Here is an 18,104-nt window from a genome sequence, read left to right on the forward strand (position 1 = left end):
TTTAAAACAATTTCAACCCCAGCGTCACCTGCCAGGAGCTGATCTTTTGCTTCACTGATTCATCTCCTCCCACCGGCTGGCCATTTACCTGAAAAGAAGCCAGATTAGTAAATGAACCTTCTTTTCTCACATCTAAACTAAAACTGCCCAGGTCAAGGCCTGCACCCAACTGATATCCGAATGTGGCCTGAGACATTGCATTGTTCAAATCGGAAGTGTAATATTTAAACGCATCTCTCAATTTCTGGTTATCCCCGATTCTAAATGAGGTAACCGGGCCCGCAAGAATTCGTAATGGTCCTCCTTTGAAGCCGATCAGTAATGGCACATCAATGTTGCTGTACTTGATGTTAATTGTTTTGCTAACCGGCTGTTCCTTGTCGGTCTGAATGATTTCAAAAGAACCACCTTTGGTAGATACCAATACTTCCGGCTGAATAAAAAATGTACGTCCAAATCTTGCGTAAATTCCGCCTACCGCTCCGGTTCTTGTTTTAAAGCTTTGTTTAAGGTTGTCTCTCACTTCCTTACCATCATATCCGAGGTAGGGATTTCCGTTATCATCATAACGTGTTGTAAACACATCTCCCATCGTCAGGCGTGACAAATTCACACCACCCTTGATACCGAAAGCAAAACCTTTTTTTTGCGCCTGTACAGATGTCAACGCAAAAATGCATAACATGCAAATACAAGCTACTTTTGTCAGGATGTTCATCGATAATATAATTTTTTAAGTAAAACCGGATAATAACGCCGAAAGATAAAAAACTATACCCAACCTATATTTTTTTTGATTTTATGGTTGAAACGGATGAATATTTGAATAATTATCAGGCGAATCCTGTTAGTGTTTAAGCGTATACAAATTAGACTTTTCTCCTTATGGCCAAAGCCAAAACAGCATATTTTTGTCAGGAATGTGGGTATAATTCACCCAAATGGGTGGGCAGGTGCCCTTCATGTGGTGAGTGGAATACATTAGTTCAGGAAGTTATTGAAAAAGATGATAAGAAAACAGCAGTAACCTGGAAAGCGGTTAATCTGGCCAGTCGGCCGAGGTCTATTGCTGAGATTGAATATGCAAATGAGCCCAGAATTAAGACTTTGGACGAGGAACTTAACCGTGTTTTGGGAGGAGGTATCGTTCAGGGATCGCTGATATTGATCGGAGGAGAGCCGGGTATCGGTAAGTCCACGTTAATGCTGCAAATCGGGCTTACACTTGGAAATAAAAAAGTGCTTTACGTTTCGGGAGAAGAATCTGATCAGCAGATCAAGATGCGTGCTGAGAGAATGTCTGCTAAAAGTGATAATTGCTTTATTCTGACCGAAACGCACACGCAAAACATCTTTCGGCAAATTGAAGACTTTCAGCCGCAAGTTGTGATCATTGACTCCATCCAGACCATGCACTCTACCTACATTGAGTCGGGTGCAGGTAGCGTGTCCCAGGTAAGGGAATGTACCGCCGAGTTTATGAAATATGCGAAGGAAATGGGTGTTCCCGTGTTCTTGATTGGGCACATTACCAAGGACGGTTCGCTGGCAGGGCCCAAGGTATTGGAACACATGGTGGATACCGTTTTGCAATTCGAAGGCGACCGGCACAATACTTACCGGATTTTGAGGACCATTAAAAACAGGTTTGGGAGTACATCTGAGCTTGGTATCTACGAAATGCTTGGAACGGGTCTCCGCCAGGTAAGTAACCCCTCCGAAATCCTGATCTCGCAGCGTGATGAGCCCGTGAGCGGTATAGCGATCGGATCGATGATGGAGGGAAACCGCCCATTATTGATCGAAATGCAATCATTGGTGAGTGTAGCTAATTATGGAACGCCTCAGCGTAGCAGCACCGGTTTTGACGCAAAGCGTTTGCAAATGTTGCTCGCCGTTTTGGAAAAAAGAGGCGGTTTCAGGTTGGGTGTACAGGACGTATTCTTAAATGTCGCGGGAGGTTTGAAAGTGGAAGACCCGGCCATTGACCTGGCCGTTGTCGCATCTATTGTTTCGTCCTATGAAGACAAATTCATTCCGCCATCAGTATGTTTTGCCGCGGAAGTAGGGCTGGGAGGAGAGGTAAGGGCCGTCAGCAGGATCGAAAGCCGCATTTCCGAATCGGAGAAACTGGGATTCAAGAAAATTTATATTTCAAAATATAATAGCAAAGGTCTGGATCTTAAAAAATCAAAAATTGAGATCATTCCGGTCGCCCACCTGGATCAGCTTTTCATGTCTTTGTTTCTCAACGAATAAGGAGTTGTAAAAAAGGACGGCCGACAGCCGATTGCTGAAAGCCTCTTCAATATTTAGCATAGTACGCCTGCAATTTACTAGTAAGCCGCTCATAAATGGGTTTACTGAATTCAATGAATAATTGCTGGGGATCAGGAGGTAGTAACTCCTGACTCTTACATTTGCGAACCTGCGCGGCAGTCAGCGCGCGTTCGTCGCCATTGAAATGCGCCCATTCGCACATCCAGTTATATTCGCCATTGAATTTTTCTTGATTTACAACGCGTTTGGTCCTGAAATCGGTGATTTGCATGTCCAGTAATCCGGCGGATAGTATTGTTTTACGGCTCTGAGTGAATTTCGCCGTCACCTTGCCATACACCGGGATTTTAGATCGCCCGACCAATTTTTCCCCAACTTTCACACTGTCTTTGCTAATCAGGTTCTCGGTATTTTTTTCGATTAATGTCTGTCCAACCACAAAGTCGTCGAACTGCAGAGTAATAATGTGATCAGGTTGAAGTTTCAGTTCAGCGGCTTCATTAGGCATATAGAACCTGACAAATTTGTTTAGCCTCTTATTAGTCTGAAGATATTCATTCACACGTTCCTGAAAGTACTCATTACTAAGCTGGTATCTTTTTGAGGTGACCAATACCTGTTCTACCACCACTTTGAATGACGCAATTTCGTAGGCAAGATCCAGCTTTTTCTGAACATCATTAAAATCGGGCAGGATGATATTTACCTTTTCGAAATTTTCATACGCTTTCCGTGCGTTTTCCCGGTCTCCGATTTTTAGTAAACCCGTCGCTTCCTTATATCTGACATTGGCTGCATTATGGCGCGCAATTTTTTCTTCGTTTTCAAAATTTTTAGGGGTAACTACTTTGGTACACGCAGCGCATTGCGAAATCGAAGTGAAAAGTTTATTCAGCTTGACGTAAGTGTCGAGTTGCGGCTCCCATTTGTAGATATCCTCGGAAGACTGAGCTTGCTTAATGTCGTCTAGGTGTTGTTCGAGCGCAAGCGGGTATGCCTGTTTGAGTACCTCTATGGATGAAGAATGAGTAGGAGAACTTTTTAATTTGTCGGCCGAACGTAGCACCGAATCGTCAAAATCTCCTTTTTTAAGTGATTTTTCGGCGGATTTACAGCCGTCGAACAGAATAATAATAACGAGTAGGCGCGAGAGAGCGGTGAGCCAATTTTTCATAACGTGATGTGCAAAGCCTGATAGAGGTATTTGACATCAAATTACCTAAAAAATTACCTCATTTTCGAGTGTTTTACTAAATAGGCCATGAGAATGGGATCGAAACCTTTGGCAATGTCGGCTTCAATAAAATCGATCTTGTACTGACCGCATTTCAGTTTTAATTTCTGGTAAAAATCACCCACAAACTCCTTGTAAGATTCTCGCACCTGATCGGGCTGCACCTTGATTCTATCCCCTGTTTCAAGATCGATGAATTCGTACGGACGGTTTTCAAAGGCAAAATCCTCTTCGGTTTTGCGGTCAGTCACATGAAACAGCAGGACCTCGTGCAGATTGTGGCGTAAATGCTGGAGAGCCGAAAATATTTTTTCTGCTTCTTCCAGATTATCAAACATATCACTGAAGATAACAACCAGCGAACGTTTATGGATTTTTTCTGCAATCTGATGGAGTACTTCCGAGACGGACGTTTTTAAAAGAGGCCTTTTAGCCTGCAGCTGATTTTCGAGTTCCAGCATGATCTTGTGAACATGGGAGGGCGTCGATTTGACGGCAGTTTGTATTTCAATGCTTTCGGAGAATGTGCATAAGCTTACCGCGTCTTTTTGTCGCTGTAAAAGGTAGGTAAGACTGGCGGCGGCCATGACGCTGAAAGTCATTTTGCCAAAGTTTTCTTCCGGGTAGTACATGGAAGAAGAGGTATCCAGGAGGATATGGCAGCGGAGATTGGTTTCTTCCTCGTAACGTTTCACGTATAAGCGATCCGTTTTCGCGAAAACCTTCCAATCTATATTTCTGGTGGACTCACCGGTGTTATAAAGCTGGTGTTCGGCAAATTCGACGGAAAATCCGTGAAAGGGGGATTTGTGTAAACCGGTTATGAACCCTTCAACTAATTGTTTTGCAAGAAATTCCAGGTTACCGAACTCCCTTACTTTTGCCAGATCCAGTTGTCGGTTACTCATTTATGCCTGAAAGTTATCTCTTGGTGCTCATCGATATTACTTTTCCGGATTTGGGATCAATTTCTTCACTGGATCCCAGCAACACCATTCCCTCCATTCCAACGACTCTGATTGATACATTAGCTACGCCCTTTGCAATAATACCCAAAAGTCTGGCAGCTTCTTTACTTAGGTCTACAACGCGGTTTCTTGAGAATGGGCCGCGATCATTAACCCGGACAATTACTTTTTCATCATTTTCAAGATTCGTTACTTCTAGCATCGTATTAAGCGGATAACTTCTGTGCGCTGCGATCAGTTCTGTACTTTTATGTACTTCGCCGAAGGAGGTCTTTCTGCCGTGAAACCTGGTAGCATAGTAAGAAGCATTTCCGGTTTCTGTTTTGCCAAGCTTAACCTGAGCGAAGGTGTCTGGTTGCGTAGCGAAAGCTAATAGGATGAGAATCAGAATCCGATGATAAGTCATATCTCTGGATTTAGGTGAAACATAATAAGGTAATCAAGCCCTATTTCATATTCATTCGATGAGCTAATCCGGTGAAAATGGAAACCCACGAACTTCAAAAGTAATAGAAAAATTATAAAAACGAATAAAAGTTGATGTTAAAGTGCAAATTGTTTGAAAAAAAGAAGCCTAATGCTAACAAATCGCTAATATGCTCCGGTTTTTTTGTTAGCAGCAATAAACTTTATATTTTAGCGTTTGAAAACCTATTTAAAACTAAACATAGTGGAAGACAGAGAGCAAATCTACTCCAAAAGGGTCAGGGCAGGAAAACGGACTTACTTCTTCGATGTTCGCTCTACGCGATCCAACGATTACTATCTTACCATCACAGAGAGCCGTCGTCATCCTCAGGGAGATGGATTCACGTATGAAAAACATAAGATGTTTTTGTACAAAGAAGACTTCGATAAGTTCGTAGATGCTTTGAAAGATGCAGTGGATCACGTGAAGACAGAGTTGATGCCGGAAGTTGACTTCTCCCAGTTTGAGACCAAAGCCGATGAGGTGGATGTAGTAGGAGAGTCGTCTGACCTAAAGTGGGATTAAGAAATTTACATTAAGATAAAAGCCTTCGCAATCATTTACGAAGGCTTTTGGTTTTTGTACTCGCTTAATGGTAATTTTGCAAGAAAATATCATTCAGCAGACAGGTGTTCTTTGCACTGTTGCACGGGAATTGCCTGCTATTAACTGCATACCAATCAAATATGAGTCTTCAATGTGGGATCGTGGGATTGCCAAACGTAGGGAAATCCACTCTTTTTAATGCCATTTCTACCGGTAAAGCCGAAGCTGCCAATTACCCTTTCTGTACAATAGAACCCAATGTGGGCGTGGTAACCGTGCCCGACGAGCGTCTGGATGTACTTACAAAGTTGGTAAGTCCTCAAAAAATCATACCGACTATCATCGAGTTTGTAGACATTGCCGGGCTTGTGAAGGGCGCGAGCCAGGGGGCAGGTCTTGGGAATAAATTTCTCGCCAACATCCGTGAGGTTGATGCCATTGTTCACGTGGTTAGATGTTTTCAGGACGAAAACGTTGTGCACGTGGAAGGGCGTGTGGATCCTGTTTTTGATAAAGAGATCATTGACATTGAATTGCAAATGAAGGATCTCGAATCTGTTGAAAAGAAAATTCAGAAGACAGAAAAAGGCGCGCGCGCCGGTGATGCAAAAGCAAAAGCAGAACTGGAATGGCTGAAAAAATATAAATCAACGCTGGAAGAAGGCAAAAATGCCCGCAGCGTGGTGATTGATGAAGAAACGAAGGAAGCGGTCATCGGCGACTTGCAACTACTAACAGCAAAGCCAGTTCTTTATGTTGCCAATGTAGATGAAGGTTCGATGCTTACTGGCAATGAATATTCCGAAAAATTGAGAGAAGCGGTGAAGCATGAAGGAGCGGATGTCATTATACTCTGCGCGGCCATTGAATCGCAAATCTCGGAAATTGAAGATCCGGAAGAGCATGAGATGTTTTTGGGTGAGTATGGTTTGACAGAATCAGGACTAAGCAAGCTGATCAGAGCTTCTTACTCTCTCCTTAACCTGATCACTTATTTCACAGCGGGAGTTAAAGAAGTTCGGGCCTGGACGATCGTGAAAGGCTGGAAAGCTCCTCAGGCTGCCGGTGTGATCCACAGTGATTTTGAAAAAGGCTTCATTCGCGCAGAGGTTATCAAAATTGCTGACTATGAACAATATAAAACGGAAGCGGGCGTGAAAGAGGTTGGTAAAATGGCTGTTGAAGGTAAAGAATATGTGGTTGCGGATGGCGACATTATGCATTTCAGGTTTAATGTCTAAGGCTTTCTGAAAAAATAATATGAGCAATGAGCGGCTGAATAAGTCGCTCATTTTTTTATCGCCTTCTGTTCCACTCAACAGTCCTGTACCCAACCAGCAGATCCGATCTGCCCGCTGGTGGTCTGTGGTAGATCAGGATATCGTAATCGTTTTCCGTCGCGCCGTAATTGCCTTCAATGTATGCCTCGTCGGGTTTTGTGTTGCCTCTCACAACCGTATAGTCGTAATTGATAACGCCTTGCTTGATCACTATTTCTGCCTCGTATGCTTTCGTATCCGGATTGTACGTCATGCGATTTCGATCATTCAGCTGCCATAAATTAAATGCACCATTAACATAGAATGTAGCATCAGGGTCTTCCTCTGATCTTAAAGTAAATAAAACCGGCGTGTAATCCGCCTCAATACTTCCCCGGCCCGACTCCCTTTGATCGACAATGTACTGTCCATTAAAATCATCGATCTGAATGTACGCGCCGGCTCTGGCTTTGTCCGGAAATAGAAGCAACCTTGTAAATTCATCAGATCTCTCCATTTCATTAATACCAAATCCTCTTGCGGATAATGTCCTGCTATCAAAGTACCTGAATTCATTACCGCCCGGGAAAGTATTTTCAAGATCAAAAAACGTGTATTCCAGCACCTGATCGAATGGCTTGACATTGGTCGGCTTGAAACCTGTTTTGATCTGATCGAAGCGGAAGTTCTTTCTGAGTATTACTTTCAGGTCTGTTTGGGGCGCATTGAGCGGGTAACCTTTATAATCAATCGTAAAGTCAATCTGCTGATCGCTGAACTGCTGTTGAATCCCTTGCGAAAAGCGGGCCTGCGCAGTAATGTTGACCCGGTTTTCATAAAGCATGAACCGGCGGCTCAAAACAGGTTTTCTGTCGCGATCAGAATAAACATACACTACATAGTTACCGGAAAGCTTCAATTTTGGGAGTTCCAGCCGGTAATGAAAGTACGGCACTTTGGTACTGAATGACTGCTCGTAAGCATTGATCGGATATTCATTGAATTCAAATGTAAACTCAATGTCATTCAGATTCGACTTGGTCCAATCGGCATTGCAATGCACTATTTTGGCCCGGTAACCTTCAAACTGGCCTGACAGATCATCAAATTCAAGTTCTAGCGGAGATGTGCCATTCAAAGGTTTAATGGGCGGCGTCAGCAGTCGTGTAGGGTTTTCAGGATTTTCCAGGGTGGGATACAGCAGCACGGTCCTGATTTTTTCCTGATAGATAAAATCTTCCAGACGCAAATTTTGCTGCTGCGCATTTGCTTTCTCAAAATACGATGCCAGGAAGAGTAAAATGACTAATAAACGCATGATAAGGTTTTAAACGATAACGTTACTTTTCAATGTAAGGTACGTATAGTTCAATAAAGAGGTTTTGAACATGATTAACAATTTTACTAACTTACCTTGAACGAATGACAGCACAAACTATCAAAATGTATTCAGAAAAGGAATATCTGGAATTGGAAAGAGAGGCCGAGTACAAGAGCGAATTTTATCGGGGAGAGATATTTGCAATGGCTGGGGCCAGCCCTAATCATAATCGGATAAAGGAAAACTTATCCATTGAAATCGGTGGATTTTTGAAAGGAAAATCCTGCCAGAGCTTCTCAAGCGACATGCGCTTGCACATCCCTCAAAATGGGCTCTATACTTATCCTGACTTGCTCATAGTCTGCGGTAGGTTGGAATTTTCAGATAATGATGAAGACACATTGGTCAATCCCTCAGCGATTATTGAAGTGCTATCCAAGACAACCAGCGCTTATGACAGGGGAGACAAATTCCATCTTTACCGAACAATCCCGACGTTAACAGAATATATACTTGTTGACTCCTTATCAATTTCAGTAGAGGTTTGGCGAAAAAATGAAAGTGGAATTTGGTATTTGGCGTCAGAAACTGAAAATATCGAAGAACAAATCACCCTATCAAACTTCGATTTGCGTTTAAAGTTAAGTGACATTTATTCGCAAACGAGAGGACTGATTTAATATCAGCTATCAAACGAAAAGCGGGAAATCGATCTGATTTCCCGCTTTTCGTTTGATGACAACTGGATTTTACTTCCCCGCAAGCGTATCCACTTCAAGCATCAAACTCTCCCAGGTATCTGTGCTCTGATCCAGTTTTTGCTTAATATCTGCATAAAAACGATTCAGATCAGCAAGTGCTTTTGAATCATTATATATTTTGGGATCAGCTAGTTTTTCCTCTGTTTCAACCTTTTTTATTTCAAGATTATTAATGGTCGTTTCTAGCTCCTCAATCTGCTTCTGCGCTTTCTTTATTTTTTGAGAATCTTCGTTTGAAACGGACTTACCATTGTTTTTCTGAGCATTGCCATTGGAAACGGGCTGTTGCTGGCTGCTTTTCTGTGGAGGCGCACTGCTAACTACAGCTTTATCACTCACAGCAGATTGCAAACCACGTTCTTCTACCCATACTTCATATTCCTGGTAAGTTCCCGGGTACTGTTTGATCTCGTGATCTTCAATGTACCAGATCTTGTTTGCAATATTTTCAACAAAATACCTATCGTGGGAAACGACAATGTAACTTCCTTCATATTGTTGCAAAGCCTGTATCAGAATGTTGACAGACTGCATGTCCAAGTGGTTAGTAGGCTCATCGAGCAGCAAGAAATTCGCTTGTGAAAGCAGTACTTTAGCCAATGCTACCCTTGATTTTTCACCTCCGGAAAGTACCTTGATCTTCTTGAATACATCATCACCGGTGAATAGAAAACAGCCCAAAACGGTCCGCAATTCTGTTTCGGTTTTGTTTGAATTAGCATACTTCAATTCCTCGAGCAGGTTATGCTGTACATTGAGGGATTCAAGCTGATGCTGCGCGTAGAATGTAAATGAAACATTGTGTCCCAATCTTCTTTTTCCTTCAATGGGCTCAGTACCAGCTACGACGCGAAGCACCGTAGACTTACCACGACCATTAGCACCGATCAAAGCGATTTTATCTCCCCGCTCCATGCTGATGTTGGTACCTTGGAGAATGACTTTTTCCCCGTAAGCCTTAGAAGCGTCCTCCAATTGAAAAACGTGTCTTCCTGGCTGGGTTGTAAATTGGAAACGGAAGTGAACTTTTGCATTTTCATCAATGACCTGATCCACCACATCCATTTTGTCCAGCGCTTTTACACGGCTCTGTACCTGACGGGATTTGGTTGCTTTTGCCTTAAAACGTTCAATGAAACGTTCTGTCTGACGGATCTTGGCTTGCTGGTTTTCATAAGCACCGCGCTGAATTTCATTGCGTTCCTCTTTTTCCTCCATGTAGTAGGAGTAATTTCCAGCATAGTAATTGAGCTTTCCATTGGCAACTTCAACAGTCGTATCAATGGTATTATCCAGAAATGCCCTGTCGTGAGAAACGACGATCACAGCACCTTCGTAACTCTGTACATATTTTTCAACCCATTGAATGGACGGTAAGTCCAAGTGGTTGGTAGGTTCATCGAGCATCAGTAGCGACGGCTTTTGCAAAAGCAATTTCGCCAGCATTACCCGCATTCTCCATCCCCCTGAAAACAACCGCAAAGGTCTGTGCAGGTCGTCTGTTACAAAGCCTAATCCTTCCAAAATCGCTTCCGCTTTGGATTGAATTGTATAACCGTCCAATGCTTCAAATTCATCCTGCACCCTGGCCAGTCTGTCGACAAGTGCATCGGTGTAATTATGCTCCATATCATGCAGGATCTTGTCCATCTGAATCTGCAAAACATTCTGACGTTCAAATGCTTGCATCGCTACCGAAAGGATCGAGTCATCGCTCTGATACGAAAGCAAATCTTGGTTCAGGAACCCGATCGTGCAATCCCCCGCTTTGGAAATATTTCCACCGTCTGGCTGGAATTCTCCGTTAATCATCCGGAGTAAAGTTGACTTACCGGTACCATTGAGACCGATAAGGCCAATTTTTTGTTTGGGCTTTATATGTAGCGAAGCACTATCATAAAGTGCCCGGTCGCCAAGAAAATAACTGAGGTTCGTAATCGCGATCATGGTGCAAAGGTACGGGGAAAGAATACATAGTAAAAGTGTAATTGTTGGAATAGTTATAAAATGGTAGCTTTCACAACCTAATGTGTCGTATTTCGTGTAAATTTGATAGATGAATAACCTGTTCCCGATATTCCTGAAACTTGAAAACCTGCATACACTGATCATTGGTGGTGGCTATGTCGGTTTGGAAAAAATAACCGCAGTTCTTGATAATTCCCCAGAAGCCAGGGTAACACTCGTTTCCCCTGAAATACGGCAGGAAATACGGGATTTAGCTAACCAGAATTCACGAATAAATCTAATTGATCGGAGATTCAATGACGATGATCTGCATGAAAAAGACCTCGTGATCGTCGCTACCAACGACAAAGAGGAAAACAAACGGATAGCCGAAGTCGCCCGGGCAAGGAATATCATTACCAATGTCGCCGATACACCCGCTATTTGCGATTTTTACCTTTCTTCTGTGGTTAGAAAAGGGAATCTCAAAGTTGCTATCTCCACAAACGGAATGTCCCCGACATTTGCAAAACGTCTTAAAGAAGTATTGGGTGAGGCATTACCCGATAACCTCGATACAGCCATGGAACAGCTAAAAGCGGTCAGGGATATGTTAAAGGGGGATTTTGCCCATAAGGTCGATGAACTGAACCGCATTACGGCCGTCTTGACCGAGAAGAAAAAAGATAGCAGTGAGCCCTTGTAAAAAAGGCTAAAATCAGATAGCAGGAAAACAATAAAATGAGGTCTAATGTGTTTTATTTAAGATAATTGCCAAAGTTTATCAGCATCCCCTCCACATCATTCGGTTTTCTTGCGTATCCTAGTCATTCATTGACTTCCATTTTTTGTTTACTGTTTAAAGAATTTAAAAAAGATTTGTAACCGTTAGTGCTATAATCTTTTCGTTTTTTTCTCTGATAATGTGTATTATTGAGAGCTTTAATAACTAAACCCGCCTCGGCGGACACCCATTAATTTAGAGTTAGACTTATACTTATATATATGGATGTTTTCTATCGGATCAGTGGCCTGAGTCGGCTGTTAGTATTACTCCTTGTTTTTGTTTTTTTATCCGGTTTTGCTTCTCCCTCTTCTGCTTCTGCGGCAGATATTGATATTAAAGGTGTGGTCAAAAGCAGTACCGGCGAAATTCTGATCGGTTCGACGGTGCGGGTGAAAGGCACTCAGAAAGGCACCGTAACCAATGAAAAAGGAGAGTTCCTGCTGCAAGGCGTGAATGATGCAGCGACGCTGGTCATTACCATGATAGGATTTCTACCCAAAGAGGTAAAAGCTGGTCGTAGCCTAAGCATTGTTTTGTCCGAAGATGCGGTAGGGTTGCAGGATGTGGTTGTGACTGGTTTTCAGCAGATTGATAAGGATAAATTTACAGGATCAGCGGTTACGCTGAAAACGGACGATGTGAAAATTGACGGTCTTCCCGACGTAAGCCGTATGCTCGAAGGACGTGCTGCCGGTGTTTCCATTCAGAACGTGTCGGGAACCTTTGGAGCTGCGCCGAAGATCAGGATCCGTGGTGCTACTTCGCTGAATGGGGACAATAAGCCATTATGGGTGATCGACGGGGTGGTGCAGGAGGATATTGTCAATATTTCCAATGATCAGCTTTCCAGTGGTGACCCCACAACACTTTTGGGTTCCGCGGTTGCGGGGTTGAATCCCAATGATATTGAAACATTTGATATATTAAAAGACGCAGCTGCGGCAGCATTATACGGTGCGCGAGCGATGAATGGTGTGATCGTGATCACTACCAAAAAAGGTAAAAGCGGCAAGCCGGTCATTACTTACGCAGGAAACTTCAGTACCCAGCTCACCCCTTCATACAGGAATTTTAACATCATGAATTCGGCCCAGCAGATGTCTGTTTTGGGTGAATTGGAACGGAAAGGCTATTTGAATTCCGGCATATTATCCAAGCCGGATTACGGTGTGTACGGTAAAATGTACAATTTGATGACCGGCGATGACAACGGAGCATTCCCGTTGGCGAATACACCGGAAGCAAGGAGGAATTTTCTTTTGGGTTATGCCAAACAAAATACGGATTGGTTTGACGTCCTTTTCAAGCAAAACTTTATTCAGGAACATTCGCTGAGCGTTTCTTTTGGTACCGACAAATCTAATTCATACGTGTCGGCCAGTTACCTGGATGACAATGGCTGGACCGTTGCCGATAAGGTTAAGAGGTACACGCTGAACTTCAAAAACACTTACCAGATTTCAGACAAGATCAGCATGGGGATTTCTACGCTGGCTTCGGTGCGGCGGCAGCAGGCCCCTGGCTCGCTGAGCAGGCGCAGCAACCCAGTGGAAGGTAAATTTGACAGGGATTTTGACATCAACCCATTCAGCTACGCATTGAATACCAGCCGGACGCTGACCGCTTTTGACGAGAATGGTGATCGTGAGTATTTCAGGCGAAACTTTGCTCCATTCAATATCCTTACTGAGCTGGAAAACAATAAAATCAACCTCACATTAGCTGATATCAAGTTACAAGGCAATTTTTCCTACAAAATTACTGATAACCTGACTTACGATTTCATTGGTGCGATGCGGTACATTCAAACGGGGCGTGAGCACACCATTACCGAGAACAGTAACATGGCCAATGCTTACAGGGCAGCGGGGAATTCTACCATTGCTTTGGCCAACAAATACCTTTATACCGATCCTGATGTACCCAATGCATACCCGGTCATCGTGCTGCCAAGCGGAGGTTTCTATAACACGAATGAGGATCAGTTGCTGTTTTACAACATCCGTAATAACCTGAGATACAATAAAAAATTCAATGACAGGCATGTTATAGACCTTCTGGCCGGTCAGGAAATTAAGTATACCAACCGTAAGAATTCGAATAATACCGGTTATGGATTTCAATACGAACAGGGCGGAACGCCTTTCGTTGATTACCGGATCCTGAAACAAACCATTGAAAGTAATTTCCAATATTATGGTATGCGGATGGATTATGAACGTTTCGCTGCATTCTACGGAAGCGCGGGCTATACCCTGGATGATAAATATAACTTCACAGGCTACATTCGCTACGATGGTTCCAATGGTTTTGGTAAGTCTGCCAACGCCCGCTGGCTGCCGACGTATACAGTAGCGGGGTCTTGGAATTTTGACCGCGAAAATTTCGTGAAAAGATTTAAGTGGCTGAGTATGGGAAGGCTGCGTGCAAGTTACGGGCTTTCTGCCGATACCGGCCCGGCTACCAATACCGCCGCTTTGTTTCAAAGCATTATTACCAGGAGGCCCGTCGTGGATGAAAAGGAATCTGCGATACAGCTCACCTCACTTGAAAATACCGAGCTTACCTGGGAGAAACTGTACAGTGGCAATGTCGGAGTAGACCTTGGTTTCCTGGCAAACAGAGTCAATCTTACAGTCGACGGCTACATTAGAAACAGCTTTGATCTGATCGATGAGATCAAGACTTCGGGGATTGGCGGACAGATTTACAAAGTTGCTAACTACGCCGATATGCGGTCACATGGTGTTGATTTTTCTTTGGACGGCGTTCTTTTCAAAAATCGTGACTGGGATTTCCGTTCAAGGATTACAGTAGGTTATGCCCGCACATTGATCACCAGTGTCGATAACAATCCGGGTATTTTCGACCTTGTCAAAGCAGAAGGAGCGAATGTGCAGGGTAAGCCGGTACGAAGCCTTTTCTCCATTGATTACAGATCGCTTAATCCTAAAACCGGCGTTCCGATATTTTTGAACGAGAACGGTGAGGTAAGTTCTGACGTTTATTTGCAGGATCAGAACATCAGTTATCTGAAATACGAAGGGCCTGTTGATCCTCCTATCACGGGTGGTTTCAACAATACGCTTACCTATAAAGAGTTTTCGCTGAATGTGTTTTTCACTTACCAGGCTGGGAACAAAATTCGTCTGAATCCATTGTATAAAGGCGCATTCAGTGATCTGGATGCAATGCCGAGGGAATTTTTGGATAGATGGGTTTTACCCGGTGACGAGAAAGTCACGCAGGTACCATCGATCAGCGACCAGCTGGAACAGCAATATCTGGTGGGTACTTATCCTTACAACATCTACAATTACTCAACCGAACGTGTTGCAAAAGGAGATTTTGTGAGGCTGAAATCTGTTTCGCTGGCTTATAAAGTACCGCTTCCTATTGCGGTAAAATACGGTTTTAAGGCAGCAAGCATTCAGATTTCGTCCATTAACCCCTGGCTGATCTATGCTGATAAGAAATTGAAAGGACAGGATCCGGAATTTTTTAATTCGGGAGGTGTAGCGCAGCCTATACAGAAGCAGTTCACAGTAGCGATAAAGCTGACGTTGTAAGGAGAGAGGTTTGAAATGATTTAAGTACCGGATGATTTTATGAATTAAAAATATGAGTAAGACATTGATTTTAAAAAGGATACTTCTGATCATACCTGTTCTTGCATTGGCAGGCTGCGAAGATTTTCTTTCCAAAGAGCCAGATAGTACCAGGGCAACGATCAACACACCGAAACAGGTGTCGCAATTGCTTACAACCGCTTATCCTCAGGGCGCTTACGTGGTTTTTTCGGAAGCAATGAGTGATAATGTAGGAGATAAGGGTAGTGGACAGGATGACAAAACCAATCGCTTTTCCTTTCAGTTTGAAGAAGTAGAAGCTACCGTGGATGAGCAAGATTCGCCAGATCAATATTGGGCTGAATGCTATCGTGCCATTTCCGTAGCGAATCAGGCACTGGAAATTATCAATAAGTCCAGCGACCCAATCCAATACAATGCACAGAAGGGAGAGGCATTATTAGCAAGAGCTTATGCCCATTTCATGCTGGTCAATTATTTCAGCAAGTTTTTCGATCCGCAGCAACCTAATTCCGATCCTGGCATACCCTATGTAACTGAGCCTGAAACGATCGTTATTAAAAAATACGAAAGGAAAACAGTCGCATATGTTTATGAAATGATCGAAAAGGACTTGTTGGAAGGCTTGCCGCTGATCAGTGACGGTTCTTACACCATTCCGAAATACCATTTCAACCGGGCTGCTGCCAATGCATTTGCCTCGCGGTTTTATCTGGTCAAAAAGGATTATACCAAAGTACTGCAATACTGTAATGATGCATTTCCCGGTGGCAGTATCGGTGACAACCTAAGGCCCTGGAATACAACTTATTCGAGCCTGTCACCTGCCGAGCTGTACAATACCTATTCGAGGGCGACACAAAATGCCAATCTGCTGCTAATCGAAACGTCTTCGACGTACGGCCGATACGTGGCGGTTTACAGATACGGCCTGAACTTCCGGAAATGGCAGGAAATTTCAGACTCCGAAAACATTATTGCAGGAGGGGCCAGCTGGGTCTACCCGCTATATACCCAGGGGGACAATAACTATTTGATCCCGAAGCTGAATGAGTATTTCGTCAGGGAATCAGTGAATGCTGATATTGGACAACCTTATGTCATGCTCCCGGTATTAACGGCAGAGGAAGTTTTGTTCAATAAAATTGAAGCAAATGCTTACCTGAACAACACTACGGCTGCATTGGCCGACCTGAATGTGTTCGTCAGCAAACGCGTAAGCAATTACAAGGGCACATCGCAAAGCGTCACTGCAAGTAGCATGAGAACTTATTTTGGAACTAGTAATTTAAGGAACAACATCATTAGTACGGTTCTGGCATTTAAAAGGGTTGAATTCGTACAGGAAGGCATGAGGTGGTTTGACATACAACGGTACGCGATTCCGGTTGAACACGAAACATTTACGGGATCGGTTATTTCGGTTCCGGCTAATGATCCGCGCAGGATTCTTCAAATTCCACAATCGGCGACATTATCGGGTATTGAACAGAATAGCAGGTAAAAATCAGAAAATAGCGACATCAATGAACATAAAATCATTCTCAAAAATTTTCTTTGCGCCGCTCATGCTGAGTGTCACGCTCAGTGCGTGCAAGGAAGACGGAATAGGGGAAGTGGGAGACATTCCCGGACTAGGCAGCGATACCTGGGCACAGGGGCCGGTAGACAAATGGATACTCGACAGCCTTACTACGCCTTACAATATTTCCGCAAAGTATAAATGGGACCAGTTTGAGTTTGCCAACATTACCAAAACGCTCGTCCCGCCTGATGAAGCGCAGGTAGTACCATTGCTGAGTACCGTTAAAAAGGCATGGACGAATCCATACGTGGAGGAAGCAGGGAAAGTTTTTTACAATAAATATTCGCCTAAATTCTTTATTCTCTCCGGGAGTAACGAGTACAATGCCGAGGGGTCCATTACGCTTGGAACGGCTGAGGGAGGCCGTAAGGTGATTTTATATGGCGTGAACCTGTTCAAAATCAAGGGTATGGAGGGCTATAATGCATCCCGTGACTCAGCCTTTGTGAAAGACTGGTTTTTGCACACGATACACCATGAATTTGGACACATTTTGCATCAGACAGTATTGTATCCTGTTGAATATAAGAATATTACAAAGTCGTTGTATCAGGGTGGAAACTGGATAAACTGGTCGGATACAGACGCAAGAAGGGATGGATTTGTGACGGCTTACAGTTCGCTGAATTTCGACGAAGATTTTGTAGAAATGATCGCGATGATGCTGACGGAAGGTAGAGCAGGATTTGATAAGATTGTGAACGCAATTCCCGAAGGTACGAGCCCAAGAGGCGTGACGAAAGCGCAGGCGCAGTCGTCATTAAGACAAAAAGAAGCGATCATTGTAGCGTACTATAAAAATACCTGGAAAATAGATTTTTACAGCCTTCAAAAGAGGGTTAGAGGATCTATGAACAAACTATTTTAATTATTAGATGAAAAAATCCATTATATATCTGCTTTTCCTGGCGACTGCTTTCGTGTCCTGCGAAAATAGTGACGATACTGTTTTTGAGGAAACAGCAGACGCGCGTCTCAATGCGGCGCTTGCATCTTACGAAAAACAGTTGGTAGAGGCACCTAATGGCTGGAATGCGGTAATTTATCCAAATGGCGGAGGCAGTTTTGGCTTTTATTTCAAATTTGATGATAAAAACAGAGTAACCATGTACTCTGACTTTTCCGACGCAGCGGCTGCTAAACCCAAAGAAAGCAGCTACCGTTTAAAAGCCGTTCAGACGCCTGTGCTGATTTTCGATACTTACTCATATCTGCATGTACTGTCGGATCCGGACGAGGAAGTGAATGGCGGCGTAAGAGGTGAGGGCCTCAAATCTGATTTTGAATTCAGCATATTCCCTGATTCGGTTAAAGCAGAGTCCATTACATTGATAGGCAGAAAAAACCAGAGCCGCAT

General features: G+C 43.5%; 15 protein-coding genes. 9 read left to right on the forward strand and 6 right to left on the reverse strand.

Annotated elements, in window-relative coordinates; all coding sequences use genetic code 11:
• Position 1 precedes the first annotated feature (1 nt).
• On the reverse strand, positions 2 to 718 hold the full coding sequence (locus ABIO93_RS04060) for a porin family protein (RefSeq protein WP_348064704.1): 717 nt from the start codon (positions 716 to 718) through the stop codon (positions 2 to 4).
• A gap of 167 nt (positions 719 to 885) precedes the next feature.
• Here ABIO93_RS04060 and radA point away from each other — a divergent pair, with 167 nt between their 5' ends.
• Positions 886 to 2,259 (forward strand): DNA repair protein RadA, encoded by a 1,374-nt coding sequence (gene radA / locus ABIO93_RS04065; protein ID WP_348064706.1) that lies wholly within the window; start codon positions 886 to 888, stop codon positions 2,257 to 2,259.
• A gap of 46 nt (positions 2,260 to 2,305) precedes the next feature.
• Here the strand turns inward: radA and ABIO93_RS04070 are convergent, their stop codons facing one another.
• Genes ABIO93_RS04070 through ABIO93_RS04080 form a run of 3 tightly spaced genes read right to left on the reverse strand, consistent with a single transcriptional unit; the run spans position 2,306 to position 4,888 of the window.
• The gene (locus ABIO93_RS04070) at positions 2,306 to 3,454 is read right to left on the reverse strand and encodes a hypothetical protein (RefSeq protein WP_348064708.1); all 1,149 of its coding nucleotides are present in this window, start codon (positions 3,452 to 3,454) and stop codon (positions 2,306 to 2,308) included.
• A gap of 53 nt (positions 3,455 to 3,507) precedes the next feature.
• Positions 3,508 to 4,422, reverse strand: coding sequence for a DUF58 domain-containing protein (locus ABIO93_RS04075; protein ID WP_348064710.1), 915 nt, complete (start codon positions 4,420 to 4,422; stop codon positions 3,508 to 3,510).
• Between the two features lie 13 nt (positions 4,423 to 4,435).
• Positions 4,436 to 4,888 carry a septal ring lytic transglycosylase RlpA family protein gene (locus ABIO93_RS04080; protein ID WP_348064712.1) on the reverse strand — a complete coding sequence of 151 codons (453 nt, stop codon included), beginning with the start codon at positions 4,886 to 4,888 and terminating at the stop codon, positions 4,436 to 4,438.
• A 264-nt stretch (positions 4,889 to 5,152) separates the two neighbouring features.
• On the opposite strand from ABIO93_RS04080, the gene ABIO93_RS04085 reads away from it, so the two are divergent.
• Together ABIO93_RS04085 and ychF are read left to right on the forward strand one after the other, a co-directional pair.
• On the forward strand, positions 5,153 to 5,476 hold the full coding sequence (locus tag ABIO93_RS04085) for a DUF3276 family protein (RefSeq protein ID WP_348064714.1): 324 nt from the start codon (positions 5,153 to 5,155) through the stop codon (positions 5,474 to 5,476).
• A 161-nt stretch (positions 5,477 to 5,637) separates the two neighbouring features.
• Positions 5,638 to 6,738 (forward strand): redox-regulated ATPase YchF, encoded by a 1,101-nt coding sequence (gene ychF, locus ABIO93_RS04090; protein ID WP_348064716.1) that lies wholly within the window; start codon positions 5,638 to 5,640, stop codon positions 6,736 to 6,738.
• A 55-nt stretch (positions 6,739 to 6,793) separates the two neighbouring features.
• Here the strand turns inward: ychF and ABIO93_RS04095 are convergent, their stop codons facing one another.
• The gene (locus ABIO93_RS04095) at positions 6,794 to 8,074 is read right to left on the reverse strand and encodes a DUF5103 domain-containing protein (RefSeq protein ID WP_348064718.1); all 1,281 of its coding nucleotides are present in this window, start codon (positions 8,072 to 8,074) and stop codon (positions 6,794 to 6,796) included.
• 104 nt (positions 8,075 to 8,178) lie between these two features.
• Here ABIO93_RS04095 and ABIO93_RS04100 point away from each other — a divergent pair, with 104 nt between their 5' ends.
• Entirely contained in the window at positions 8,179 to 8,757 is a 579-nt protein-coding gene (locus ABIO93_RS04100) for a Uma2 family endonuclease (protein ID WP_348064720.1), read from the forward strand.
• 69 nt (positions 8,758 to 8,826) lie between these two features.
• On the opposite strand, the gene ABIO93_RS04105 is transcribed toward ABIO93_RS04100, so the two are convergent.
• A complete protein-coding gene (locus tag ABIO93_RS04105; RefSeq protein ID WP_348064722.1) occupies positions 8,827 to 10,785 on the reverse strand; it encodes an ABC-F family ATP-binding cassette domain-containing protein in 1,959 nt (652 codons plus the stop codon).
• Between the two features lie 109 nt (positions 10,786 to 10,894).
• On the opposite strand from ABIO93_RS04105, the gene ABIO93_RS04110 reads away from it, so the two are divergent.
• The 5 genes from ABIO93_RS04110 to ABIO93_RS04130 form a co-directional block, all read left to right on the forward strand.
• On the forward strand, positions 10,895 to 11,491 hold the full coding sequence (locus ABIO93_RS04110) for a bifunctional precorrin-2 dehydrogenase/sirohydrochlorin ferrochelatase (RefSeq protein WP_348064724.1): 597 nt from the start codon (positions 10,895 to 10,897) through the stop codon (positions 11,489 to 11,491).
• A gap of 299 nt (positions 11,492 to 11,790) precedes the next feature.
• Positions 11,791 to 15,141 carry a SusC/RagA family TonB-linked outer membrane protein gene (locus ABIO93_RS04115; protein WP_348064726.1) on the forward strand — a complete coding sequence of 1,117 codons (3,351 nt, stop codon included), beginning with the start codon at positions 11,791 to 11,793 and terminating at the stop codon, positions 15,139 to 15,141.
• Positions 15,142 to 15,193: 52 nt separating this feature from the next.
• Complete coding sequence (locus ABIO93_RS04120; RefSeq protein WP_348064728.1) at positions 15,194 to 16,666, forward strand: RagB/SusD family nutrient uptake outer membrane protein; 1,473 nt, start codon at positions 15,194 to 15,196, stop codon at positions 16,664 to 16,666.
• Between the two features lie 22 nt (positions 16,667 to 16,688).
• The gene (locus ABIO93_RS04125; RefSeq protein ID WP_348064730.1) at positions 16,689 to 17,615 is read left to right on the forward strand and encodes a putative zinc-binding metallopeptidase; all 927 of its coding nucleotides are present in this window, start codon (positions 16,689 to 16,691) and stop codon (positions 17,613 to 17,615) included.
• A 7-nt stretch (positions 17,616 to 17,622) separates the two neighbouring features.
• Positions 17,623 to 18,104 (forward strand): DUF4302 domain-containing protein (locus ABIO93_RS04130; protein WP_348064732.1); only part of this gene is annotated, 482 nt, incomplete at its 3' end.

The organism is Dyadobacter sp. (assembly GCF_039919315.1).
Lineage (GTDB): Bacteria > Bacteroidota > Bacteroidia > Cytophagales > Spirosomataceae > Dyadobacter.

Excerpts from the sequence above, each read along its gene's own strand:
- ABIO93_RS04060 (WP_348064704.1), bottom strand. The coding sequence starts at position 718 with ATGAACATCCTGACAAAAGTAGCTTGTATTTGCATGTTATGCATTTTT.
- radA (WP_348064706.1), top strand. The coding sequence starts at position 886 with ATGGCCAAAGCCAAAACAGCATATTTTTGTCAGGAATGTGGGTATAAT.
- ABIO93_RS04070 (WP_348064708.1), bottom strand. The coding sequence starts at position 3,454 with ATGAAAAATTGGCTCACCGCTCTCTCGCGCCTACTCGTTATTATTATT.
- ABIO93_RS04075 (WP_348064710.1), bottom strand. The coding sequence starts at position 4,422 with ATGAGTAACCGACAACTGGATCTGGCAAAAGTAAGGGAGTTCGGTAAC.
- ABIO93_RS04080 (WP_348064712.1), bottom strand. The coding sequence starts at position 4,888 with ATGACTTATCATCGGATTCTGATTCTCATCCTATTAGCTTTCGCTACG.
- ychF (WP_348064716.1), top strand. The coding sequence starts at position 5,638 with ATGAGTCTTCAATGTGGGATCGTGGGATTGCCAAACGTAGGGAAATCC.
- ABIO93_RS04095 (WP_348064718.1), bottom strand. The coding sequence starts at position 8,074 with ATGCGTTTATTAGTCATTTTACTCTTCCTGGCATCGTATTTTGAGAAA.
- ABIO93_RS04100 (WP_348064720.1), top strand. The coding sequence starts at position 8,179 with ATGACAGCACAAACTATCAAAATGTATTCAGAAAAGGAATATCTGGAA.
- ABIO93_RS04105 (WP_348064722.1), bottom strand. The coding sequence starts at position 10,785 with ATGATCGCGATTACGAACCTCAGTTATTTTCTTGGCGACCGGGCACTT.
- ABIO93_RS04110 (WP_348064724.1), top strand. The coding sequence starts at position 10,895 with ATGAATAACCTGTTCCCGATATTCCTGAAACTTGAAAACCTGCATACA.
- ABIO93_RS04115 (WP_348064726.1), top strand. The coding sequence starts at position 11,791 with ATGGATGTTTTCTATCGGATCAGTGGCCTGAGTCGGCTGTTAGTATTA.
- ABIO93_RS04120 (WP_348064728.1), top strand. The coding sequence starts at position 15,194 with ATGAGTAAGACATTGATTTTAAAAAGGATACTTCTGATCATACCTGTT.
- ABIO93_RS04125 (WP_348064730.1), top strand. The coding sequence starts at position 16,689 with ATGAACATAAAATCATTCTCAAAAATTTTCTTTGCGCCGCTCATGCTG.